Here is a 23,421-nt window from a genome sequence, read left to right as displayed (position 1 = left end):
ATATTCATTAAAAAAAACAAACGGTTAAATATTATCGGGCTATTTTCTCTGCGACCTATTTTGTCAGTGTGTGATGGTGTAAGCACACCCGTTTTGGTTCCACGTACTTTTTGATATATCCGGTTTTTCAGCCATCATGCCGGTATTCTGCTGGCGTCAGATTATTCAGGGATTCATGGGGCTGTTTGCGGTTGTGGGGTCAGTCCAGGGCCAGCCCAAGATCGTCTACCGGGGAGGGGTTCAGTCCATTACATGAGACATTACGAAAAGAAAAATCCACGCAACTGCGTGGATTTTATGGGTTTGTCGGCCTTCATGAGATTCAGTGAATCCTCATGAAGACAACAGAAGAAAATTTAGACGTTGAACAAGAAGTTCATAATATCGCCATCTTTAACGATATATTCTTTCCCTTCTGAACGCATTTTGCCGGCTTCTTTGGCGCCTTGTTCACCTTTGTACGTGATGAAATCGTCAAAGGCGATGGTCTGGGCGCGGATAAAACCTTTTTCGAAGTCGGTGTGGATTTTACCGGCCGCCTGCGGGGCAGTGGCGCCGACCGGGATGGTCCAGGCGCGGACTTCTTTCACCCCGGCGGTGAAGTAGGTTTGCAGGTTAAGCAACTCATAACCGGCGCGGATCACGCGGTTCAGCCCCGGCTCTTCCAGACCTAACTCGGCCATAAACTCTTCGCGATCGGCGTCGTCCAGCTCGGCGATGTCCGATTCCACGGCAGCACAGACGGGAACAACCACAGAACCTTCTTTGGCGGCGATTTCACGCACCTGATCCAGATACGGGTTGTTCTCGAAGCCGTCTTCGTTGACGTTGGCGATGTACATGGTTGGCTTCAACGTCAGGAAGCTCAGGTAACGAATGGCTGCTTTCTCTTCCGCACTCAGGTCCAGTGCGCGCAGCATGCCGGCTTTTTCCAGCTGCGGCAGGCATTTTTCCAGCGCCGCTTGTTCAATTTTGGCGTCTTTATCGCCGCCTTTAGCTTTCTTTTGTACACGGTGCAGCGCACGCTCACAGGTGTCCAGATCCGACAGCGCCAGCTCGGTGTTGATGGTATCGATATCGTCAGCCGGATTGACCTTGCCCGAAACGTGGATGATGTTGTCGTTTTCAAAACAGCGCACCACGTGGCCGATGGCTTCGGTTTCACGGATGTTGGTCAGGAACTGGTTGCCCAAACCTTCGCCTTTGGACGCGCCTTTTACCAGACCGGCGATATCCACAAATTCCATGGTGGTGGGGACGGTACGCTGTGGTTTGACAATCTCGGCCAACTGGTCGAGGCGCAGGTCCGGCATCGGCACTACGCCGGTGTTAGGCTCGATAGTACAAAACGGAAAGTTGGCCGCTTCGATGCCGGCTTTGGTCAGCGCGTTGAACAGAGTGGATTTACCCACGTTAGGCAGCCCAACGATACCGCATTTGAATCCCATGTTTATGTCACCTTAAAAATCACTAATCATCAGACTTTCGTTGCAAAAAGCCTGTCAGAATGGAAAAAGTCAGTCTTGACGCCAATTATACACATAATGCGGCATGAACTCGATCCGCCCGATCGCCCATTACGACGCTTTGAACGCGTGCAGACGGTTCATGGCTTTGATCATGTCTTCCTTCATCAGGATATCGGTGCAGCGCAATGATTCGTCAATCGCCTGATCGATCAGCGCCTGTTCGCTGGTGGGCGGCTTACCCAGCACAAATCCCACCACCTTGTTTTTATCGCCCGGATGGCCGATGCCGATGCGCAACCGATGAAAATTGGGGTTGTTGCCGAGTTTGCTGACGATATCCTTCAGCCCATTGTGGCCGCCGTGACCGCCGCCGAGCTTCAGTTTGGCGACGCCGGGCGGCAGATCCAGTTCATCATGCGCCACCAGAATTTCATCCGGCGCGATACGGTAAAAGGTCGCCATCGCCGCCACCGCTTTGCCGCTCAGGTTCATGAACGTGGTGGGCACCAGCAGGCGCACATCCTTGCCTGCCAGCGTCAGGCGCGCGGTATAGCCGAAAAACTTGCTCTCTTCTTTCAGCGACTGCCGGTAGGCTTCCGCCAGACGGTCAACGTACCAGGCGCCGGCGTTATGGCGGGTGGCGGCGTATTCGGCGCCGGGGTTGGCCAGACCTACAATCAATTTGATGCCACTCACAGTTTAATACCACTCATAATTCGATACGACTCACGCGATACGTTTCCGGATTGGGTGCCGCCGGAGGCAACGCAACTCACCGGGATAATTGGCAAAGTCGTTAGTTTAACTCAGGGGAAGTTGATCACCAACATGTGATCCTTCACGCAACCCCATTGTGAAGTGCTGTTTATACTGTGAACAGATCAGAAAGACACGCAGCAATATTCTGATTATTTCCACTGGATATTTCTGGAGGTGAAATATGAAACGTAGAAATGCTGTGATGGTAGGCAACGCATTTATGGGATTAGGTATGTTGCTTATGATTGCCGGAATAGCCTATTCGATTGCCAATCAGCTGCCTGAATTGAATTTGCCGGGTTCGCTCTATTATATAGAACTGCTGGCTATTTTTGCCGGTGCTATTCTGTGGCTGGCCGGCGCGCGTATTGGTGGGCGGGAAAACGTGACGGATCGTTATTGGTGGCTGAAGCACTTTGATAAGCGCTGCCGCCGCGAACGGCATCTATAAATAGTTCTGCATATTAATGGGTTATCTTTTTCCATTCTGGCGCATAACGTTGACCGGATAAAGCGGAACGGCAGATAAGAACAAGGATAATATTATGTGCTCACATGGCTATTTAGGCGCGATAGACAACTTCCTTATTTGGCAAAAAGTTGATTTTAACCTGGTAGTGGCTGAATGCGGTGGCGGACACCCGCAACGTTAATGCTTAAAAATCAGCATATAACCCCATGATGTTAATGGGGCGAATTATATTTACTCAAATATTCATTGTACGTGAGCATATATCGATAAAGGCACGCAGCTTGGGTTGATTTCTGCCCGCTTTGGAAAAGTAGAGAAAAAGACCATCATTGCCTGGAGAACTGTCAAGCAGCGCAGGCTCCAGCGTTCCCATTGCCAGTTCGCGCGAAGTATGAAACGTAGAAGAATAAATGAGTCCAACCCCTTTAACGGCAAGGCTACGCATAAGCTCGCCATCGTTGACAGTAATAGGGCCAGCCGGATCAATTCGTACTGTTTCATTGTTCTCAATAAACTCCCAACGGTAAATATCGCCTTTTTCCGGGCGACGAAACCGGATGCATTCATGATGAACAAGATCGCTGGTAATGTTGGGCTTCCCCTTTGCTTTGAAATAGGCGGGTGATCCAAAAACGGCCCATTGGAAAGGTTTGGAAAGCCTAATTGCAATCATATCCTGCTCAATGTATGAACCGATCAAAATACCGGCATCATAACCTTCAGAAATAAAATTGTTGTGACGATTACTGACGGTAATGTCCAGGTTTACATTTGGCCACGCCTGACGAAATGCGGGCAGTAGAGGCTCGATGACATGCGGTAAGGCCAGGCGTTCCACAATCAACCGCAATGTGCCGGCAGGCGCTCTGGACGACTGAATGGTATCTTCAAGGCTGGTTGCAATTGCACGCGCGGCAGGTTCAATCTTCAAAAGCAGGTTTTTTCCTGCTTCTGTCAGTGCCATTTTGCGGGTTGTTCTATGAAAGAGCAGTACGCCGAGACGGTGTTCCAGTTTCTGTAGCGCCAGGCTGATGGCCCCCGGTGTTTTGCCAAGATCAAGAGCCGCTTTCCGGATACTGAGCCTTTTCGAGATGGCTAGAAATTCCTGCAATCCATCAAAGTTATTGTCCTGGCTCATCTCGCATTCTCATCTGTTTTAGCTCGTCCGCATATTGACATTCTGCGGTAATAATCCTCATCAATACAAGATTATTAGCCTGTTTTTTTAAACAATCTGTCCCGTTTTAGCTGTCTACTTCTGGTTATTGAACTTGGATACAGTGAGGACAACTCCAACAACCTGAAGGAAATCATATGTCACTTGCAAAGTATTTCGTTCGTCTCATCGTCGCAATTACCGCATTCACGGCTTCTACCGTTGCGGAGGCAGCTCAGGACACTCAAAAGCAAGAAAAAATACTCATCGTCGTTTCCAGTCTGGATAAGAAAACCGAGAATCTCGTCGGCGGGTTTTGGTTTCCAGAACTGACTCATCCGGTTAAGGTGTTTGATAAAGCGGGCCTTGATTTTGATATCGCCAGTCCCAAAGGCGGTTTGGCGCCTTTCGATGGTTTTGATTTGAAAGATCAGGCCAGTCTGGATTTCTGGACCAATCCTCGTCACCGAAACAAGCTGGGGCAAACGATTAAACTATCGGATATCGACCCATCAAAATATTCTGCGATTCTGCTTGTCGGCGGTCATGGCCCGATGTGGGATTTTGTAAATAACGCCGAACTTAGTCGCATTGTGCGGGCTATGTATGAAAATAACGACATTATTAGTGCCGTTTGTCATGGTCCCGCAGGGCTCATAAACGTGAAACTCAGCAACGGTGAAAACTTAATTAAAGGCCGTCGTCTCACGGGATTCACCGCTGAGGAAGAGGTTTCGCGTCAGTACGACAAGATCGTTCCATTTGAACTGGAAAGCGCTTTGGAAAAGGGCGGCGCCAGGTTTGAACAGGCCCCCATATTTGAGAACAAAGTCGTGGTGGATGGCCGCCTGATCACCGGACAAAATCCAGCTTCGGCAACGGCGCTGGGAGAAGCAGTGGTCAAGGCGTTACAAGCCAGGACACGGTAAAAAACGACTGCATAGCCGATAGTTCCACGCGGCTAAGAATCGGCTGCTGGTTCGGTGTCTCGGTCAAAACCCGGAAATATTTTTCGCTGCCAGTAAAAACGCCATCGGATGATGATTATCCGATGGCGTAGTTATTTGCAGCGAAAATATCGATTAGTGCTCAAACATCGCAGAAATGGATTCTTCGTTGCTGATACGGCGGATGGCTTCCGCCAGCATGCCTGACAAGGTCAGCGTGCGTACGTTAGGCAGCGATTTGATATTTTCTGACAGCGGAATGGTATCGCAGACAATCACTTCATCAATAACAGAGTTCTTGATGTTCTCGTAAGCGTTGCCAGAGAAAATCGGATGGGTGGCGTAAGCGAAGACGCGTTTGGCGCCACGCTCTTTCAGGGCTTCCGCCGCTTTGCACAAGGTGCCGCCGGTGTCGATCATGTCGTCGACCAGCACGCAGTCGCGGCCGGCTACGTCACCGATGATGTGCATCACCTGAGAGACGTTGGCGCGCGGGCGGCGCTTGTCGATGATCGCCATATCGGTATCGTTCAGCAGTTTGGCGATAGCGCGGGCGCGAACCACGCCGCCGATATCCGGAGAAACGACGATCGGGTTGTCCAGATTCTGTTGCAACATGTCTTCCAACAGGATCGGGCTGCCGAACACGTTGTCCACCGGCACGTCGAAGAACCCCTGAATCTGCTCGGCGTGGAGATCCACCGTCAGGACACGGTCAACGCCGACGCTGGAGAGGAAGTCAGCCACAACTTTGGCGGTAATCGGCACACGGGCGGAACGCACACGGCGATCCTGACGGGCATAGCCGAAGTAGGGGATAACAGCGGTAATACGTCCTGCGGAAGCGCGGCGCAGGGCATCAACCATAACGACCAGCTCCATCAGATTGTCATTGGTGGGAGCACAGGTCGACTGGATGATGAAAATATCACCACCGCGTACATTTTCGTTGATTTGTACGCTGACTTCGCCGTCGCTAAAACGACCAACAGCAGCGTCGCCCAGACTGGTGTACAAACGGTTGGCAATACGTTGTGCTAGTTCCGGTGTGGCGTTACCAGCAAAAAGCTTCATATCAGGCACGAGAAGAACCTCAAGCTTGCGTCCAGAGAAATATCCGCCTGCGGAAGGCCGTGTGTCGTACCGCAAGCAGGATATACATACGGGTGTATGGAAAAGATCGCTAGAACATCACGGTCGGCGGTGGTGTTTTAGCAATCCTTAGATTGCCCGGAAAGCCGCCGTTGCAGCGGGGAAACGTTAACACCACGCGCAACAAAGCCATGCAATAATCCTTCCGGGGCCCGGTTTAGCACCTGACGAGCGGCGGACTCGGTGTCGAATTCGGCAAACACGCAAGCGCCGGTGCCGGTCAGGCGCGACGGTGCGTATTCTAACAGCCATAAAAGTCGCTCTTCAACCTCACGAAAACGTTTTCTTGCGACGGCTTCACAATCGTTGCTGAAAGTTTGTGTCAGTAATTGTGACAGCGGGCGTACCGGCGTATCTCGCGTCAAATCCGGATCGGCAAAGATGAGCGGGGTCGGAATGCTGACGCCGGGATGAACCACCAGATACCATTTTTCCGGCGGCGACACGGGGGTCAGCTGTTCTCCCACGCCTTCGGCGAACGCGGCGTGCCCATGCACGAATACCGGGACATCCGCTCCCAGCTTCAGGCCCAGTGCGGCCAGCGTGTCGACCGGTATCTGGCAGCGCCACAACTGGTTCAGCGCCACTAATACGGTAGCGGCGTTTGACGAACCGCCGCCCAGACCGCCGCCCATCGGCAGACGTTTGTCGACGGCGATGTCGGCGCCGGCAAACGGTAACCCCGCCTGTTGACAATAGGTCTGCAACTGGCGAGCGGCGCGAACCACCAGATTTTGTTCATCGGGGACGCCGGGCAACGGCGTCGACAACACAATGTGCTGATCCTGACGTGGGGTGATGGTCAGGGTGTCGCCGTAATCCAGAAACTGAAACAGCGTCTGCAGATTATGGTATCCGTCCGGGCGGCGGCCGGTGATGTACAAAAACAGATTCAGCTTGGCCGGGGAAGGCCAGCGATTGCATGCGGTCGCCATGATTTATTGCGTCGTCCAGTTGTCCATTTTCAGTTTGATGCGCTGCTCGCCCTGCGTCAGTTCCAGGCTTTGCGGCAACGGCAGCGGACTATCGGTATAGGACTGATAGGACACGCTCCAGTGCTGGTCGCCCTGCTGATAGTTTACGCTGCGCAGCAGGGCGCGCTCATCCAGTGCGAAATCCTGCGCGTCGCCCGGCAGGCCGAGCATCCACTGGCGCAAATTATCGAGCGGAATAGCCATGCCGGTTAGCTGCTGAACCATGTATTGCGCGTCTTTACCCACATAGCGCTTGCCCTGACCGTCGGTAATTTGAACGCTGTTCGCGCCGGCCTGCAGTTCCAGTTCGGTACTGCCCAGCGGGCTGGTCAGCAGCAGACGGTAACGCTGCGGCGAAAATTGCTGCCAGAAGAAACGGGCATACAGCTTTTTCCTATCGGAAATATAGGCGAATGAGCCGCGGGTCTGATAGTTGGTCAGATTCTGCACTTTTTGCTCATGCTCGCGCCACTCGGGAGAGGTCGGTTTTTTACCCGGCAAGGTGGGCTGCGTCAGGGTACAGGCAGTCAGTAACACACTCGCCAAAGGCAGTAACCGTAAGGCGCGAACGGGATTATTGGGCATGTCGAAAAGGTCCTGTTACAAGCATCATGGGTTCACAACAAGGCGTCACGCTAGCGGGGTTGGCTGGCAGCGTCAATGCCTGTGATGCTGCCCGGCGCGCTGGCGACAACGTGAACGCGGTTGCCCTGGGTCACTTTTCTTGCCCGCAGGCTTCAAGTAGAATGCCCCTCAGATGAAACCCATACTAACACCGGGATTACTCTGTAAACCATGACCCTGCTTGCGCTTGGCATCAATCATAAAACAGCACCAGTCTCTCTGCGGGAGCGCGTAGCGTTCTCTCCGGACAGACAGGGGCAGGCGCTGCACAGTCTGTTACAGCAACCGTTAGTTCAGGGCGGCGTGTTGCTTTCCACCTGCAACCGTACCGAACTCTATCTCAGCGTGGACGAGCAGGAAAACCGGCACGAGCAACTGATTGCCTGGCTGTGTGATTATCACCGGCTCAATCCTGAGGAAATCCGCAAAAATCTCTACTGGCATGAAGGCAACGCTGCTGTCAGTCATCTGATGCGCGTCGCCAGCGGGCTGGATTCGCTGGTGCTGGGTGAACCCCAGATTCTGGGGCAGGTCAAGAAAGCGTTTGCCGATTCTCAGCGCGAACGTTCGCTGTCCGGCGATCTGGAGCGCATGTTCCAGAAATCGTTTACCGTCGCCAAACGGGTGCGTACCGAAACCGATATCGGCGCCAGCGCGGTGTCGGTAGCGTTTGCCGCCTGTACGCTGGCGCGGCAGATCTTCGAATCTTTGGCCGACGTCAATGTGCTGCTGGTGGGCGCAGGCGAAACCATCGAGCTGGTGTCCCGCCATCTGCGCGAACACCGCGTGAAGCGGATGGTGATTGCCAACCGGACGCGCGAGCGCGCTCAGGCGCTGGCGGAAGAAGTGGGCGCCGACGTGATTACGCTGGCGGAACTGGATGCGTATTTGCCGCAGGCGGACATTGTCATCAGTTCCACCGCCAGTACGCTGCCCATCATCGGCAAAGGGATGATGGAGCGTACGATGAAAACCCGCCGTAATCAGCCGATGCTGATGGTGGATATCGCCGTTCCGCGCGACATCGAACCTGAAGTAGGGCGGCTGCCGAACATTTATCTGTATAGCGTCGACGACCTGCAGGCCATCATTCAGCACAATCTGGCGCAGCGCAAAGCGGCGGCCATTCAGGCTGAGTCCATCGTGCAGCAGGAGTGCTCGGAGTTCATGGCCTGGCTGCGCGCGCAGGCGGCGGTGGACACCATCCGCGATTATCGCTCTCAGGCGGATCGCCTGCGCGAGGACATGACCGCCAAAGCGCTGGCGGCGATACAGAATGGCGGCGATGTAGATGCCATCGTACAGGAACTGGCGCACCGGCTGACCAACCGCCTGATTCATGCTCCCACCCGGTCATTGCAACAGGCCGCCCGCGACGGCGATCTGGAGCGTTTGCAGATTTTGCGTGACAGCCTCGGTCTGAACTAGCATTCTTCTTCCCCCATAATGATTCAACACAGGATTGAACCGCCCGCATGAAGTCTTCTATTGTTGCCAAACTGGAAGCGTTACAAGAGCGCCATGAAGAAGTGCAGGCGCTGCTGGGAGAACCCAGCGTGATTGCCGATATGGACCGTTTCCGGGCGTTGTCCCGCGAGTACGCGCAACTTACCGACATTACCCGTTGCTTTCAGCGCTGGCAGCAGACGCAGGACGATCTTGCCACGGCCGAACTGATGCTGGATGACCCCGAAATGCGCGATTTGGCGCAGGACGAACTGAAAGCGGCCAAAGCGGCCAGCGAAGAACTGGAACAGCAACTGCAGGTGTTGCTGCTGCCGAAGGATCCGGATGATGAACGCGGTTGTTTCCTCGAAATCCGCGCCGGCACCGGTGGCGATGAAGCCGCGCTGTTTGCCGGCGATCTGTTCCGTATGTACAGCCGTTATGCCGAATCCCGTCGCTGGAAGATTGAAATCATGAGCGCAAACGACGGCGAACACGGCGGCTATAAAGAGATGATTGCCAAGGTGGTGGGCGACGGCGCCTACGGCCAGTTGAAATTCGAGTCCGGCGGTCACCGGGTGCAACGCGTGCCGGCCACCGAGTCGCAGGGGCGTATCCATACCTCCGCCTGTACCGTCGCGGTCATGCCGGAAGTGCCGGAAGCGGAACTGCCGGATATCAACCCTTCCGATCTGAAAATCGATACCTTCCGCTCCTCCGGCGCGGGTGGGCAGCACGTCAACACTACCGATTCCGCTATCCGTATCACCCATCTGCCGACCGGCATTGTGGTGGAGTGTCAGGATGAGCGTTCACAGCACAAGAACAAAGCCAAAGCGTTGTCGGTGCTGGCGGCCCGCATTCGCGCCGCGGAAATGAAAAAACGTCAGCAGGAAGAAGCCTCAACCCGGCGTAACTTGTTGGGCAGCGGCGACCGTTCCGACCGTATCCGCACCTATAACTTTCCGCAGGGAAGGGTGACCGATCACCGCATCAACCTGACGCTCTACCGGCTGGACGAAGCGATGGAAGGCAAACTGGATATGTTGATTCAGCCTATCGTGCAGGAATATCAGGCGGATCAACTGGCGGCGCTGGCCGAGCAGGATCAATGAATTATCAGCACTGGCTGAAACAGGCGGCGGCCCGGCTGCAGGGCAGTGACAGCCCGAAACGAGACGCCGAGATCCTACTGGAACATGTGACCGGTAAACGCCGTACGTTTCTGCTGGCTTTTGGTGAAACCGCTTTAACCGACGAAGAGATCCCGGTGCTTGAAGCCTTGCTGGCGCGTCGCGCCACCGGCGAGCCGATTGCCTATCTGGTCGGGCAGCGGGAGTTTTGGTCGCTGCCGCTGGCCGTATCGCCCGCGACGCTGATCCCGCGGCCGGATACCGAGTGTCTGGTCGAGCAGGCGCTGGCGCATTTACCCACCGGTGCCTCATCTGTGCTGGATTTGGGCACCGGCACCGGGGCGATTGCGCTGGCGATTGCGCATGAGCGACCGGATTGTCAGGTGGTGGGGATTGATCGCCAGCCCGACGCGGTAGCGTTGGCCAGTCATAATGCCAGCCAGTTGGGGATCGCCAACGCCCGGTTTTTGCCGGGAGACTGGTTTTCGCCGCTGGATGGACAACGTTTCGCTCTGATTGTCAGCAATCCACCGTACATCGACGAGCATGACCCGCATTTGTCGCGCGGCGATGTGCGCTTCGAGCCTGCCAGCGCGCTGGTGGCGGGAGAGGCGGGGCTGGCCGATTTACGGCAGATTATCCGGCAGGCGGGGGCATTTTTGCTGGATAACGGCTGGTTGCTGCTGGAACATGGCTGGCAGCAGGGCGAGGCGGTACGGTCATTACTGACGCAGTACGGTTTTGTGCAGGTGAAAACCTGCCGCGATTATGGCGATAATGAGCGGGTGACGCTGGGGCAATGGCCCGCTGGGGCGACCTGCGTGTGTTGAGTGCGACCTCAGCCTGTGTCATCGGGGCTTGAGCAGGATCACATTGGTAATGATTAGCCATGATTATCGCTTGTCGTTCCGGACAGACCTGCTGACGAGCGCCAGGTTTGGCATTATTATCTGATCCGCTGGCTTCCGCACCCGCAAGGCATGCATGGGCCGATAGAGAAGTTTGCTTTTTCAGACGTGCAGCTGACGTTATCTTTGCTTGATGGAATAACTATGAGTTCTATTGCTGATTTTGAATTTAACCAGTCACCCTTAAGTGAAGGCGTGATTCTGGTTTCCCAGTCAATACGCCGTGATTTTTCCGCGCAGGAAGTGAGACAAAATCTGCAGCAACTCGTTGAAGAAGCGCGGGCGGCCATCTCCGCCGATCTGGATCAGGATCAACAGCTGGAGCAGCTCATTGAGCTCTTTTTCCATACCTGGGGCTTTGGCGGCGCCAGCGGCGTTTACCATTTGTCCGACGTCCTGTGGCTGGACAACGTGCTGGCGACCCGACAGGGGATGCCGGTGTCGTTGGGAATCATCTTCCTGCATATTGCCAATCAGCTGGGGCTGCCGCTGATGCCGGTAATTTTCCCTACCCAACTGATTTTACGCGCCGACTGGCTCGACGATGAAATGTGGCTGATTAATCCGCTGAACGGCGACACGCTGAGTGAACACGTGCTGGAAGTGTGGCTAAAAGGCAACATTGGTCTTTCCGCCAGGCTGATGGATAGCGATCTGGATGAGGCGGAAAACGTGATGATTGTCCGCAAGCTGCTGGATACGCTCAAGGTCGCGTTGATGGAAGAGAAACAGATGGAGCTGGCGTTGCGCGCCAGTGAAGCCGTGTTGCAGTTCGATCCGGAAGATCCGTATGAAATCCGTGACCGCGGCCTGATTTACGCACAGCTGGAGTGCGACCATATCGCCTTGTCAGACCTGAGCTATTTCGTGGAACAATGCCCGGAAGATCCGGTTAGCGAAATGATCAAGGTGCAGATCCACTCCATCGAGCAGAAGCAGATTGTGCTGCACTAGTTCGGGAAAGCGCCTGAACCCCGATCATCTGATTTATCCGACAATAAGGTAAGTTTATGAACAATAAAGTGGTTAACATCGGAGATATCCCGGTTGCCAACTCTCTGCCGTTTGTACTGTTTGGTGGCATGAATGTGCTCGAATCCCGCGATCTGGCGATGCGGATTTGCGAACACTATGTCGCGGTAACGCAGAAACTGGGCATCCCCTATGTCTTCAAGGCGTCTTTTGATAAGGCGAACCGCTCCTCCATCCACTCTTACCGTGGTCCGGGTCTGGAAGAAGGGATGAAGATTTTCCAGGAACTGAAGCAAACTTTTGGCGTGAAAATCATTACCGACGTGCATGAACCGCAGCAGGCACAACCGGTATCCGAGGTGGTGGATGTGATTCAGTTGCCGGCGTTCCTCGCTCGCCAGACCGATCTGGTGGAAGCGATGGCGAAAACCGGCGCGGTCATCAACATCAAAAAACCGCAGTTCATCAGCCCGGGGCAGGTAGGCAATATCGTGGATAAATTCCGCGAGGGCGGCAACGAGCAGGTAATTCTGTGCGATCGCGGCAGCAACTTTGGTTACGACAACCTGGTGGTGGATATGCTGGGCTTTAATGTCATGAAGCAGGTTTCCCACGGCGCGCCGGTGATTTTCGATGTGACCCACGCGCTGCAATGTCGCGATCCGTTCGGCGCCGCGTCTGGCGGACGCCGTGCCCAGGTGGCTGAACTGGCGCGTGCCGGTATGGCGGTCGGGATTGCGGGGCTGTTTATTGAAGCCCATCCGGAGCCGAATAGCGCCATGTGTGACGGTCCTTCCGCTTTGCCGCTGGATAAACTGGAACCGTTCCTGCAGCAGATGAAAGCGATCGATGATCTGGTCAAAAGCTTCCCGGAACTGGATACCAGCAACTGAGCCGTCTGCAAGATACAAAAAAACCGCCAACTGGCGGTTTTTTTATCATCGCGTAATCGCTATGTGCACAAATGGTTATTTGTACAAATCGGCGCCGATGGTGTAGTGGTCGCCTTTTTCCTGCCACTCTTTGGTGATGTGGTAGAACTTGGCGCCTTTTTTCGCTGCCTGTTTGGCAACCTCTTCGGAGATATCGGTCGGGCTATTGAAACTACCGCGCAGAGTAATGGAATCAAACGGCGCCATCTGTGCAGCAGTCGCGTTATTCAGTTCCTGAATTTTTGTGCCATCGGGCATGGTGACGGTATAACGTGAGCCACCTGATGACGACTGGGTCTGGAAGAAATTGCCGACCTTGTTACTCAGGCTGGAAGACGTCGCCACGCCGGGGATTTCCACTTTGGAAGCCGCTACGCCGCCAGCGGCAATCGCGGCTTTACCGGCTTCAGAGTCTGCCGGAATGGCATCCGGGCTTTGCACCTGACGTTTCGGCGCATCTTTCTTGTAGACGAAAGCGGTGATGGACTGGGTTGCGCCGCTGGAGTTGATATCGACCTGACGCACGATATAGAAGGAATAAGCGTTTTTCTGTTTGGCTGCTTTGCCGATGGATTCATTGACTTCCGGCTGGTTGCCGAAATAGCCGGTGACCGTGACGGTGTCATAGGGTTCCAGACGTACCGCTTCATCTTTCGGCAGTTCTTTCACGCCGCTGAATTCACGGTAACTCGTGTCTTTGGTCGCTTCCGGCGCGTCCTTGTGGTACAGATCCACAGTGACAGCCCAACGTCCGCCGTTCACTTCCGAGGTGCTTTGAATATAAAAAGCCGCCGCGCCGCGCTCATCCGCCTTTTTAGAGGCATCGGCCGCCGCTTCGTAAATGGCATCGTAACGACCTAGAAAGGTAATACGCTCAAAGGGTTTTAGTGATTCTGCTTTCTCTGGCGTAAGTTCCTGCGCAGCCTGCGCCGAAAACGCTACTATTGATAAAAGAGTGGATGCAACAACGCTAGTTTTCAGCTTCATAAAAAATCCTTTCGCCTGACGCATACGGTAAATACGTACCAAGCCATCTTCTGTGGTAGCCGCTGATTATGGCACGGAACCTGACGTTATGCCTCTGCATTTTAAGCCAAATCCCGCAAAACCACCGAGTGATAATGGAAGAAGAGAAAAATGGAAATAATCACTATTAATAACCGAATTCCTTTTATAAACGATATTTATCGGAATTAATGCGCTTAACAAAGCGTTAACAGGGTCTTTTTGTGAGATGGCTCGAAACATTGACGTGGTAATAATGGTAGAAAAATCTGTTTTAGCTGTGATTTTTGACCACAAATAAGCATCGTAACCTGCCAAAATTCTGCTTTTAGAACCAAATGGTTTTAGCGGTGGATCATTAATTCCATTTTAAGTAGGTTATAAAGGGACTTATCGCTATCGCCGAGGGTGCTGGCAACGGCGACAAGTTAGTTTTTAGGTGATTGACACAACCATATAAAACCTTCGTGACAACGAAAAGGGATTCACAATGCGTATTGGTGTACCAAAAGAGAGGTTGGCCAATGAAGCCCGTGTCGCAGCCACGCCAAAAACGGTGGAGCAACTGCTGAAACTGGGCTTTGAGGTCGCCATTGAGCGTGGGGCTGGAAAACTCGCCAGTTTTGAGGATGAGGCTTACGAGCAAGCCGGCGCGACGATTCTGGATACAGCGGCTGTCTGGCAGAGCGATATCCTGCTCAAGGTTAATGCCCCGCTGGATGAGGAAGTGGAATTGACCCGTGCCGGCAGCACGATTATCAGCTTCATCTGGCCGGCACAGAACCCGGCATTGCTGGAAACGCTGGCGGCGCGCCAGGTGACGGTGCTGGCGATGGATTCCGTGCCCCGTATTTCGCGCGCCCAGTCCATGGATGCGCTGAGTTCGATGGCGAATATTGCCGGCTATCGCGCTATTGTTGAAGCCGCGCATGAATTCGGCCGTTTCTTCACCGGTCAGATCACGGCCGCAGGTAAAGTGCCGCCGGCTAAGGTGCTGATTATCGGCGCCGGTGTGGCTGGCCTGGCTGCAATTGGCGCGGCAGGCAGCCTGGGCGCCATTGTGCGTGCGTTCGATACCCGCCCCGAAGTGAAAGAGCAGGTTAAAAGCATGGGCGCCGAGTTCCTGGAACTGGAATTCGAAGAAGAAGCCGGCAGCGGCGACGGCTACGCCAAGGTGATGTCCGAAGCCTTTATCAAAGCTGAAATGGCGTTGTTCGCGGCGCAGGCGCAAGAGGTGGATATTATTGTCACCACCGCGCTGATTCCAGGCAAACCGGCCCCACGCCTGATCACCAAAGAAATGGTGCAGGGTATGAAGCCCGGCAGCGTGATTGTCGACCTGGCGGCCCAGACCGGCGGCAACTGCGAACTGACCGTCGCGGATCGGGTCACGGTAACGGAAAATGGTGTGAAAATCATCGGTTATACCGATTTGCCGAGCCGTTTGTCGACGCAATCTTCACAGCTGTACGGCACCAATCTGGTGAATCTGCTGAAGCTTCTGTGCAAAGAGAAAAACGGCGAGATCGATATCGATTTCGACGACAACGTCATCCGTGGCGTGACGGTCATCAAGTCTGGCGAAATCACTTGGCCGGCACCGCCGATTCAGGTTTCCGCTCAGCCGCAGCAGGCCAAACCGGCCGCCGCCGCCGTCGCGCAGCAGGACGCTAAGCCCGCGTCGCCCTGGAAAAAATTCATTTTCATCGCAATCGCTATTGTGCTGTTTGGCTGGCTGGCGAATGTGGCGCCGAAAGAGTTCCTGTCGCACTTCACCGTATTTGCGCTGTCCTGCGTGGTGGGGTACTACGTGGTCTGGAACGTCAGCCACGCGTTGCATACGCCGTTGATGTCGGTCACCAATGCTATTTCCGGCATCATTGTGGTGGGCGCGTTGTTGCAGATCGGGCATGGTGGATGGGTGTCCTTTTTCTCCTTCATCGCCGTGCTGATCGCCAGCATCAATATTTTCGGCGGGTTTACCGTCACTCAGCGCATGCTGAAAATGTTCCGCAAGAATTAAGGGGTAACGGATGTCTGGAGGACTAGTGACGGCAGCGTATATCGTTGCTGCAATTTTGTTTATTTTCAGCCTGGCTGGCTTATCCAAACACGAGACGTCCCGTCAGGGGAACATTTTCGGCATCAGCGGGATGACCATTGCGCTGCTGGCGACCATTCTGGGGCCGAACGCCGGCAACGTGGGATGGATTATCGCGGCGATGGTGATTGGTGGCGCTATCGGCGTGCATCTGGCTCGCAAGGTGGAAATGACCGAAATGCCGGAACTGGTGGCGATTCTGCACAGTTTTGTCGGTTTTGCGGCGGTGCTGGTCGGTTTTAACAGCTTTATCGGCGAAGGCGATATTGCTGACCCGATCATGGAAAATATCCACCTGACCGAAGTGTTTCTGGGGATTTTCATCGGTGCGGTGACCTTTACCGGCTCGATCGTCGCGTTTGGCAAACTACGCGGTCTGATCTCATCCAAACCGCTGATGCTGCCTAATCGTCATAAGCTGAATCTGCTGGCGCTGGTATTGTCATTCTTACTGTTGCTGGTGTTTGTTAAAACCGGAAGCGTAGCCATGCAGGTGTTTGCGCTGTTGCTGATGACGCTGATTGCGCTGGCGTTTGGCTGGCATCTGGTGGCGTCTATCGGCGGCGCGGACATGCCGGTGGTGGTTTCCATGCTGAACTCCTATTCCGGTTGGGCCGCGGCGGCAGCGGGCTTCATGCTGAGCAACGATCTGCTGATCGTTACCGGCGCGCTGGTGGGTTCTTCCGGCGCCATCCTGTCCTACATCATGTGCAAGGCGATGAACCGATCGTTCATTAGCGTGATTGCCGGCGGTTTCGGTACCGACGGTTCTTCTACTGGCAGTGATGAAGCGGTTGGCGAGCATCGTGAAACCACGGCGGAAGAGGTGGCGGAACTGCTGAAAAACTCCACTTCGGTGATCATTACGCCGGGATACGGCATGGCGGTGGCGCAGGCGCAGTATCCGGTGCATGACATTACCGCCAAACTGCGGGCACGCGGCGTTAATGTGCGCTTCGGTATTCACCCGGTCGCCGGGCGTTTGCCAGGACATATGAACGTTCTGCTGGCGGAAGCCAAGGTGCCTTACGACATCGTGCTGGAAATGGATGAAATCAATGATGATTTCGCCGAGACCGACACCGTGCTGGTGATTGGCGCCAACGACACCGTCAATCCGGCGGCGCAGGAAGATCCGCATAGCCCGATTGCCGGTATGCCGGTGCTGGAAGTGTGGAAGGCGCAAAACGTGATTGTGTTCAAGCGTTCGATGAATACCGGCTATGCCGGTGTGCAGAACCCGCTGTTCTTTAAAGAAAATACCCAGATGCTGTTTGGCGATGCCAAGGAAAGCGTCGAGGCGATTCTGAAAGCGCTGTAAGCCCGATCCCGCCAGAAGGCGGTCGGTTGCAGGAACACAACGGGGGCCGTCTGGCCCCCGTTGTCATTTGGTGGTATACGCGACGGACGTCAGGCGTTTTCATCCGGATTGTCGGCTTCTCCCTGCTGGGTTACCGGCGAGACGAAATCGTCCGGTTTGATAGCCAGCAGATCGCACTTCAGGTGGTCAATGACATGTTCCACCGTGTTGCCGATAAACGCAGCGGACAAACCGGTGCGCCCCAGCGAGCCCAGTACCACCACGCCAGCCTGCAAATGTTCTGCCAGGTCGGGAATGACCTCTTCCGGCAGTCCCTTCTCCACATGGGTTACACGTTCGTCCAGGTTGAATTTCTGTCGCAGCGATTTCATCGCCAGCAGGTGCTGACCACGAATGGCGCCGTTGTAAACACCGGGGTCGAAATCCGGCAATTCGATGGCGATATTGATGGGCGTGACCGGGTAGGCGCCCACCAGATGAACTTCGGTCTGATTGACCTGACGAGCCAGATCCAACGCTTCCGACACCAGTTTGATATTGAGCGGATCGTGATACGGGTCTTCGCTGGCCAGATTGACCGCCACCAGCGCACGGCCGTCTTCCGGCCACGGCTGATCTTTCACCATCCACACCGGGCAGGGGCATTTACGCAACAGCTGCCAGTCGGTTGGGGTGAAAATCACCGCTTCCAGCCGGTCGTGCTGATGAGCCATTTTGAGCAATAAGTCGTGTTTCCCGGCAATCACCTCCTGAATAATGGCTTCATAAGGTTTGTTATGCCAGACCACCTTGATATCAATAGCGATTCCCGCATCAAGATAGTATTTACACTGTTCCGCAATCCATTCGGTTCGTTGGGCGATAACCCCTTGTCTCATCTCGGTTCTTTCATCCGGAGAGAGCAGGGTGGTCATTTCGTAGGAAAAGTCGTAGATAGGCAAAAACGCCTTGATACGGCCACCAAGTCGCTGGACCAGATAAACGGCCCGTCGCAACGCGGGCTGGTCATCCTGATTGGGGTCAATAGCTACCAGTAAGTTCTGATACTTCGCCATAGCTCCTCCTGTTGGCTGTCACTCTGCAGCCTGCCCGTTAAGAGTAACGCAAGGAAATCGCTTTGAACAACTGGTGATGAAGACCGGATCGACAATTCAGAGCAATCATTGATCCGGTCAGGGGAAGGCGGTGTTACGCTTTGCTACGTGAAGTACCGGCCAGCTCGGCCAGCGTTTCGATATTTTCGATAGTGATGTATTTGCCTTTTACCGCCAGCATGCCGCTTTTCTGGAAACGGCCGAGCAGGCGACTGATGGTTTCCACCGTCAGGCCAAGATAGTTGCCGATATCGCCACGGGTCATGGTCAGGCGAAATTCGCGGGGCGAGAAGCCGCGCTGAGCGAAACGGCGGGACAGGTTGTAGATGAACGCCGCCAGACGCTCTTCGGCGTTTTTCTTTGACAACAGCAGGATCATGTCCTGATCGCCACGGATTTCGCCGCTCATCAGCCGCATCATCTGCTGACGCAGATTGGGCATCTTACCGGACAGATCGTCCAGCGTTTCAAACGGGATCTCGCACACCATGGAGGTTTCCAGCGCCTGAGCGAAGCTGGGATGCTGGGCGTTGCCGATGGCGTCAAACCCGACCAGATCGCCCGCCAGATGGAAACCGGTGATCTGTTCATCACCCTGCTCGGTGATGGTGTAGCTTTTGATGGTGCCTGAGCGGATGGCGTACAGCGATTTCAGTTCATCACCGGCCTTGAACAACGCTTGCCCTTTCTGGATGGGTTTCTTCCTTTCGATGATGTTGTCGAGCTGGTCAAGTTCATGCTCGTTCAGCGTGAAAGGAATACACAGTTGGCTGATGCTGCAGTCCTGACAATGGATTGCACAACCGCCAGACTGAATGCGTCGGATTATTCGCTTTTCAGGAATCATAGACTTTACTCAGGCGATAATTGATATCGGTCAATTTTAACAGCTTTTATTGGGTCTGATAAGATCCGCTATCTCTGGAACTGACCAATAAATAGTGAGCTTATTAATATTTTTACCATCACATTCGGATTTTTTACCCTGGCGACACGCCATCCACGGTAAGTTAATGGTCGGTATTGAATAAATTTTGCTGCGGCAAATACCCTTCGTGAGTTAATAACCATTGTTTGCGATGAATGCCGCCGGCATAACCGGTGAGCGCGCCTTGCGCACCGATAACCCGATGGCAGGGAACCACGATGCTGATCGGGTTGGCGCCATTAGCCAGACCGACGGCGCGGGCGGCGCCCGGTTGGCCGAGTCTGGCGGCCAGCTCGCCGTAAGTGGTTGTACTACCGCAGGATATAGTGCGAAGCGCCTGCCATACCTGGCGCTGAAAATCCGTCCCGGCGGCGGCTACCGGCAGCGTTTCAATGCTATGCAGGTCGCCGGCGAAATAGGCGCGCAGAGTATCGGTTAATCCACCAGGATTATTACAGGCTTTTAACACGAACGGATCGTGGCGATAACGCTTATTCAGAGATTGATATAATTTTTCTTCATATTCACGCCATTCCACTGCCCTAAGGTGATAATTTTCATCGGCAATCAATAATAATTCCCCGATGGGCGTAGATAGCGTGTCAAATAAAAATGTCTGCATGGATATCGTGTTGTGAAACGTCGGTCAATTAAGATGACGCTATAACCTGATTTAAGCGTGGTCAGCATTGTCGCTTTAATAGCGCCGTCTGTCACATAAAAACTGCATGATTTTTTCAGGAAAACGCGGCGGCGGTGGGGGGAAAACGGCCGCCGCCTCCGGCTGTCGGCTGGTTTAGGAAGAGGCGAGTTTTTGCAGAGTAGTCAACTGGTTGACGGCATCCTGCATGGCATCCATGCCCCTGGCGAGATCCTTCAGATTGCTCAGGTTGGCGGTCATATTGGCCCGGTCCTTGTCTGTTTCAGCGCTCATGTCGGCGATTTGATTCGCCGCCGAGATGCTTTTATCCGCCATCTGTGCTGTCGTCGTTACCGTCTGTTGTGCAATGGCGCGGATATGCGCGATGGTTTCGACGGCTTCGTTGATGCTGTGAGTGGTGGCGTCCACCTGCTCTTTGGATGAGCTGGCCAGTTTGCGCACTTCGTCGGCGACCACGGCGAATCCCCGGCCCGCCTCGCCGGCGCGCGCGGCTTCCACCGCCGCATTCAGCGCCAGCAGATTGGTTTTATCCGCAATGGCGTTAATGCCGCTGGTGATATGACTGATGCCTTTTGAAATACGCTCCAGATCGTTGAGGCCGGTTTCAAGCCGGGACTGTGCTTCCTGTGTCTTCGAAGCGGAGTCGCTAATCGCGCGAATACTGGTTTGGGCCACATCCAGCGTCTCGCTTTGCCGTAACGTCGCCTGCTCCAGTTGCGGCATGGCCGTTAACAATGGCGCCAGCGCCTGCTCGTAATCGACTACTTGCTTGACCACGGTAGACTGAATGTCGTGCAGGGCTTCCCAGCGTCGCAACGCGCGCTGAGCGTAGTGGCCGGCGTACGCGGCGTATTCGACCGGGAAATGCGTCATCGCTTTAACGTCACGACTGAAAAATGCCAGCGCCGATAGCGTCTGGTTAATCGGCACGCCCAGAATTTCACCAAAACTGGAAAAACCCGCCGCGGGGATCTGATCAAAAAAATGGGCCTGTTCCAGATTGGTGTTGCCGGCCCGGCGTAATACGCAGTCGTTGAGCAGGACAAGATCCGGCTTGCCGTATTGCGACATGAACTGTTGCCAGTCCCGCTCTGTCGTGGCGATAAAATCCGTTGACTGCATAAGATACAGACGGTCGCCAAACTCCAGATCGCAGAAAAACGCAATGCGGTCTTCTTTAATCGATGCGACAGAGCGGACGAAGTATTCGTCATTAACTTTAACCGCAAAAGTTTTTCCTGTCAGATGCTGGCCGACCTGGTCGGGCGGACAACGTAAACATGAGGCGATCGCCTCAATGATTGGCTGCTCATGACCGTTGGCGTCAAAGACGGATTTAACCGTGCGGGCGACGGGGTCGGCCTCCGCCACCAGCCAGCTTTGTTTCGTCGGGGTAAAGTTCTGGCTCTTGAACGGCGCAAAGGACTTACCGGGCGCCATCTGGCAGAACACGATCACCGCTTTTCCCTGCAACACCGCGTTATCCGCACCGATGTAGGTTCCGCTGAAATCCAGCCGCCCGCCCGCCGCGCCGCCAATAGTCAGACAGGGGAAACGGCGACAGGCATACCAGGCTTGCATCAGAAACCCTTCCGACGCGGCCAGGCCATCGCAATAAATCAGCGCAAACGTGTTATCCGAGGAGAGCGGCATACTGACGTCCAGGCGCTCCAGTTCCCGCCTGATGGCATCGATCCTGACGCGGGCATTGGGTTTGTCATGCATGTGCAGATCCACCAGATGCACCTCATGTTTGGCGATCAGCGACTGGGGCATCCACAGCCAACTGCCATACGGACCATCCATGTCACAGTAAGTGGAGTGATGTCGCTGACTGCATAATGCGCCGGTGGACGAGAGGGTGATGACGGTGCGATGAGGGGCGGAAAAACGTTGCCAGGCGCGATTAACCTCCGAGAAATTGGCTTCAGGCGGCACAAATACCAGCAGTAACCCCGGTTTTGACGGTAACCCGAGGGCCGACAGCGAAGTGGGTAAAGCATCACAGCGATAGGCCCCGCGTGCAGGGCGGTTCCTTTTTAAACCCGGAATTGTGATATGGCTCAGGAAAGATGACATGATATTCCCACTCCCTATATTTAAATTAATTTAATGGGAAGCCCAAGTCATCCTACGAGATGCCGTCAGGTCAGTGGGTGATCCCGATCACCCACTACCACCAGAACAAGCAAGAAACTCATTTCCGTGTACGGGATCACATCGACCAGTCGTGGCTTGTTATCGGCCGATATATCGGCGGCAGAACATTCATAACTTATCGGAACAGTTTATATATTCTAATGATTTTCGTGTTCTCCACGCTTCAGTGCAAACATCAGGCGTCAGGAAATGGTGTGGAAGTCAGCGATGCAGCCGTCTGTCTTCGGCCGCATCAACTGACAAAATGTTAGTGGATAACGCCGCAGGCGATACGCATACCGCCGCCGCCCAGCTCTTTCGGCGTATCCGCGTAGTTATCGCCGCCGGTGTGAATCATCAGTGCGTGTTCTTTCACCTCCGACAGCGACTTCAACCGCGGCGCCAGTAATTCATAACTGGCGGTGCCGTCGGCATTAACCACCAGCCCTGGCAGGTCGCCAAGATGTCCTTTGTCGTTGTAAGGGCCAAGGTGTCGACCGGTTTTTTGTGGATCCAGATGGCCGCCGGCCGCCAATGCCGGCACCTTGTTGCCGTTCTGCTCGCCCGGCGCACAGCTGGCGTTGGCATGCACGTGGAAGCCGTGGATGCCAGGCGGCAATCCTTTCAGATTGGGGCTGAACAGCAGACCGTATTCTGTTTCGGTGATGGTGATATCGCCAAGCGTGTTGCCGTCTCCGGTTGGCAACGCTTCTTTTAGCGTTACCGTGGTGCTGGCGGCGCCGGCTATCGCGCTGACGAACAGGCTGGACAGAATCAATGCTTTCAGTTTCATGATGTTCCCTTCTTTGCCATTGTCATGGGTTTTCAGCGTGTTGGTTCACTGCGCCGCGCAACCGGCGGCCATGCAGAGGACTGAGTGGTGTCGGGTCACCCAACAAAACTATAGTTGCCGTGGTACGGCGCGCCAGTCTTTGTGGTGACGTTGTCACTTTTTGCATCGCGATTTGCCCGCAGCGGCGCGGAAAAAGGCGTGTATAGCCTGCTCTGGGTTTCGGTTTCGTCGCTGACGTGCGTGTCGGGTTGAACAGGCTAAGAAAGGGAGAGCGTCGGGAAAAAGCCGAACGGCGGATTACCGATCGTCGCGCCGAATCGGCGATAGCGTTTCGGAACAACCGAATTGCGGTAAAAATTGACGCTATCACACTGATAAAAAAACAATTCGATATATAGTGTTATCAGGGGATGGTTCATATCAAAAAATCAGGCG

21 protein-coding genes are annotated in these 23,421 nt (G+C 54.4%); 9 read left to right on the top strand and 12 right to left on the bottom strand.

Annotated elements, in window-relative coordinates; genetic code table 11:
- Positions 1 to 356 precede the first annotated feature (356 nt).
- Both ychF and pth read right to left on the bottom strand, forming a co-directional pair.
- Positions 357 to 1,448, bottom strand: coding sequence for a redox-regulated ATPase YchF (gene ychF / locus CVE23_RS11560; RefSeq protein ID WP_100849582.1), 1,092 nt, complete (start codon positions 1,446 to 1,448; stop codon positions 357 to 359).
- Positions 1,449 to 1,577: 129 nt separating this feature from the next.
- Positions 1,578 to 2,165: an aminoacyl-tRNA hydrolase gene (pth, locus tag CVE23_RS11555; protein WP_038658503.1), complete on the bottom strand. Its 588-nt coding sequence runs from the start codon at positions 2,163 to 2,165 to the stop codon at positions 1,578 to 1,580.
- Positions 2,166 to 2,409: 244 nt separating this feature from the next.
- On the opposite strand from pth, the gene ychH reads away from it, so the two are divergent.
- On the top strand, positions 2,410 to 2,679 hold the full coding sequence (gene ychH, locus CVE23_RS11550; protein WP_038919116.1) for a stress-induced protein YchH: 270 nt from the start codon (positions 2,410 to 2,412) through the stop codon (positions 2,677 to 2,679).
- Positions 2,680 to 2,935: 256 nt separating this feature from the next.
- On the opposite strand, the gene CVE23_RS11545 is transcribed toward ychH, so the two are convergent.
- The gene (locus tag CVE23_RS11545) at positions 2,936 to 3,838 is read right to left on the bottom strand and encodes a LysR family transcriptional regulator (RefSeq protein ID WP_100849581.1); all 903 of its coding nucleotides are present in this window, start codon (positions 3,836 to 3,838) and stop codon (positions 2,936 to 2,938) included.
- A gap of 176 nt (positions 3,839 to 4,014) precedes the next feature.
- On the opposite strand from CVE23_RS11545, the gene CVE23_RS11540 reads away from it, so the two are divergent.
- Entirely contained in the window at positions 4,015 to 4,785 is a 771-nt protein-coding gene (locus CVE23_RS11540; RefSeq protein ID WP_100849580.1) for a type 1 glutamine amidotransferase domain-containing protein, read from the top strand.
- Positions 4,786 to 4,938: 153 nt separating this feature from the next.
- Here CVE23_RS11540 and prs read toward each other — a convergent pair whose 3' ends face one another.
- From prs to lolB, 3 genes are all read right to left on the bottom strand, one after another.
- On the bottom strand, positions 4,939 to 5,886 hold the full coding sequence (gene prs / locus CVE23_RS11535) for a ribose-phosphate diphosphokinase (protein ID WP_012769780.1): 948 nt from the start codon (positions 5,884 to 5,886) through the stop codon (positions 4,939 to 4,941).
- 128 nt (positions 5,887 to 6,014) lie between these two features.
- Positions 6,015 to 6,890 carry a 4-(cytidine 5'-diphospho)-2-C-methyl-D-erythritol kinase gene (gene ispE, locus CVE23_RS11530; RefSeq protein ID WP_038919112.1) on the bottom strand — a complete coding sequence of 292 codons (876 nt, stop codon included), beginning with the start codon at positions 6,888 to 6,890 and terminating at the stop codon, positions 6,015 to 6,017.
- A gap of 3 nt (positions 6,891 to 6,893) precedes the next feature.
- A complete protein-coding gene (gene lolB / locus CVE23_RS11525; protein ID WP_038658525.1) occupies positions 6,894 to 7,514 on the bottom strand; it encodes a lipoprotein insertase outer membrane protein LolB in 621 nt (206 codons plus the stop codon).
- 210 nt (positions 7,515 to 7,724) lie between these two features.
- Between lolB and hemA the strand changes: the two genes are divergently transcribed.
- The 5 genes from hemA to kdsA all read left to right on the top strand — a co-directional run bounded on the left by hemA (position 7,725) and on the right by kdsA (position 12,905).
- Positions 7,725 to 8,981, top strand: coding sequence for a glutamyl-tRNA reductase (hemA, locus tag CVE23_RS11520; RefSeq protein ID WP_038919111.1), 1,257 nt, complete (start codon positions 7,725 to 7,727; stop codon positions 8,979 to 8,981).
- A 47-nt stretch (positions 8,982 to 9,028) separates the two neighbouring features.
- The gene (gene prfA / locus CVE23_RS11515; RefSeq protein WP_038919110.1) at positions 9,029 to 10,114 is read left to right on the top strand and encodes a peptide chain release factor 1; all 1,086 of its coding nucleotides are present in this window, start codon (positions 9,029 to 9,031) and stop codon (positions 10,112 to 10,114) included.
- Entirely contained in the window at positions 10,111 to 10,962 is an 852-nt protein-coding gene (gene prmC, locus CVE23_RS11510) for a peptide chain release factor N(5)-glutamine methyltransferase (protein ID WP_100849579.1), read from the top strand. The genes prfA and prmC overlap by 4 nt, the downstream gene beginning before the upstream one ends.
- Before the next feature lie 222 nt (positions 10,963 to 11,184).
- Positions 11,185 to 11,994 carry an invasion regulator SirB1 gene (gene sirB1 / locus CVE23_RS11505; RefSeq protein WP_038919108.1) on the top strand — a complete coding sequence of 270 codons (810 nt, stop codon included), beginning with the start codon at positions 11,185 to 11,187 and terminating at the stop codon, positions 11,992 to 11,994.
- A 56-nt stretch (positions 11,995 to 12,050) separates the two neighbouring features.
- Complete coding sequence (kdsA, locus tag CVE23_RS11500) at positions 12,051 to 12,905, top strand: 3-deoxy-8-phosphooctulonate synthase (protein WP_038919107.1); 855 nt, start codon at positions 12,051 to 12,053, stop codon at positions 12,903 to 12,905.
- A gap of 75 nt (positions 12,906 to 12,980) precedes the next feature.
- Here kdsA and ydgH read toward each other — a convergent pair whose 3' ends face one another.
- Positions 12,981 to 13,931 (bottom strand): DUF1471 family protein YdgH, encoded by a 951-nt coding sequence (gene ydgH / locus CVE23_RS11495; protein ID WP_038920972.1) that lies wholly within the window; start codon positions 13,929 to 13,931, stop codon positions 12,981 to 12,983.
- Positions 13,932 to 14,439: 508 nt separating this feature from the next.
- On the opposite strand from ydgH, the gene pntA reads away from it, so the two are divergent.
- The gene (gene pntA / locus CVE23_RS11490) at positions 14,440 to 15,972 is read left to right on the top strand and encodes a Re/Si-specific NAD(P)(+) transhydrogenase subunit alpha (RefSeq protein ID WP_038919105.1); all 1,533 of its coding nucleotides are present in this window, start codon (positions 14,440 to 14,442) and stop codon (positions 15,970 to 15,972) included.
- Positions 15,973 to 15,982: 10 nt separating this feature from the next.
- Entirely contained in the window at positions 15,983 to 17,371 is a 1,389-nt protein-coding gene (gene pntB / locus CVE23_RS11485; RefSeq protein ID WP_038919104.1) for a Re/Si-specific NAD(P)(+) transhydrogenase subunit beta, read from the top strand.
- 89 nt (positions 17,372 to 17,460) lie between these two features.
- Here the strand turns inward: pntB and uspE are convergent, their stop codons facing one another.
- The 5 genes from uspE to sodC form a co-directional block, all read right to left on the bottom strand.
- The gene (gene uspE, locus CVE23_RS11480; RefSeq protein WP_038919103.1) at positions 17,461 to 18,426 is read right to left on the bottom strand and encodes a universal stress protein UspE; all 966 of its coding nucleotides are present in this window, start codon (positions 18,424 to 18,426) and stop codon (positions 17,461 to 17,463) included.
- 133 nt (positions 18,427 to 18,559) lie between these two features.
- Positions 18,560 to 19,312 (bottom strand): fumarate/nitrate reduction transcriptional regulator Fnr, encoded by a 753-nt coding sequence (gene fnr, locus CVE23_RS11475; RefSeq protein ID WP_022633602.1) that lies wholly within the window; start codon positions 19,310 to 19,312, stop codon positions 18,560 to 18,562.
- Positions 19,313 to 19,475: 163 nt separating this feature from the next.
- Complete coding sequence (ogt, locus tag CVE23_RS11470; RefSeq protein WP_038919102.1) at positions 19,476 to 20,015, bottom strand: methylated-DNA--[protein]-cysteine S-methyltransferase; 540 nt, start codon at positions 20,013 to 20,015, stop codon at positions 19,476 to 19,478.
- Positions 20,016 to 20,189: 174 nt separating this feature from the next.
- The gene (locus tag CVE23_RS11465; protein WP_100849578.1) at positions 20,190 to 22,133 is read right to left on the bottom strand and encodes a methyl-accepting chemotaxis protein; all 1,944 of its coding nucleotides are present in this window, start codon (positions 22,131 to 22,133) and stop codon (positions 20,190 to 20,192) included.
- Between the two features lie 328 nt (positions 22,134 to 22,461).
- Positions 22,462 to 22,986: a superoxide dismutase family protein gene (gene sodC, locus CVE23_RS11460; RefSeq protein WP_049855429.1), complete on the bottom strand. Its 525-nt coding sequence runs from the start codon at positions 22,984 to 22,986 to the stop codon at positions 22,462 to 22,464.
- Between the last annotated feature and the right edge of the window lie 435 nt (positions 22,987 to 23,421).

It is taken from the genome of Dickeya fangzhongdai, assembly GCF_002812485.1.
Taxonomy (GTDB): Bacteria; Pseudomonadota; Gammaproteobacteria; order Enterobacterales; family Enterobacteriaceae; genus Dickeya; species Dickeya fangzhongdai.
The sequence above is the reverse complement of the archived record's forward strand: the minus strand, read 5'-3'. Positions and strand labels throughout refer to the sequence as shown.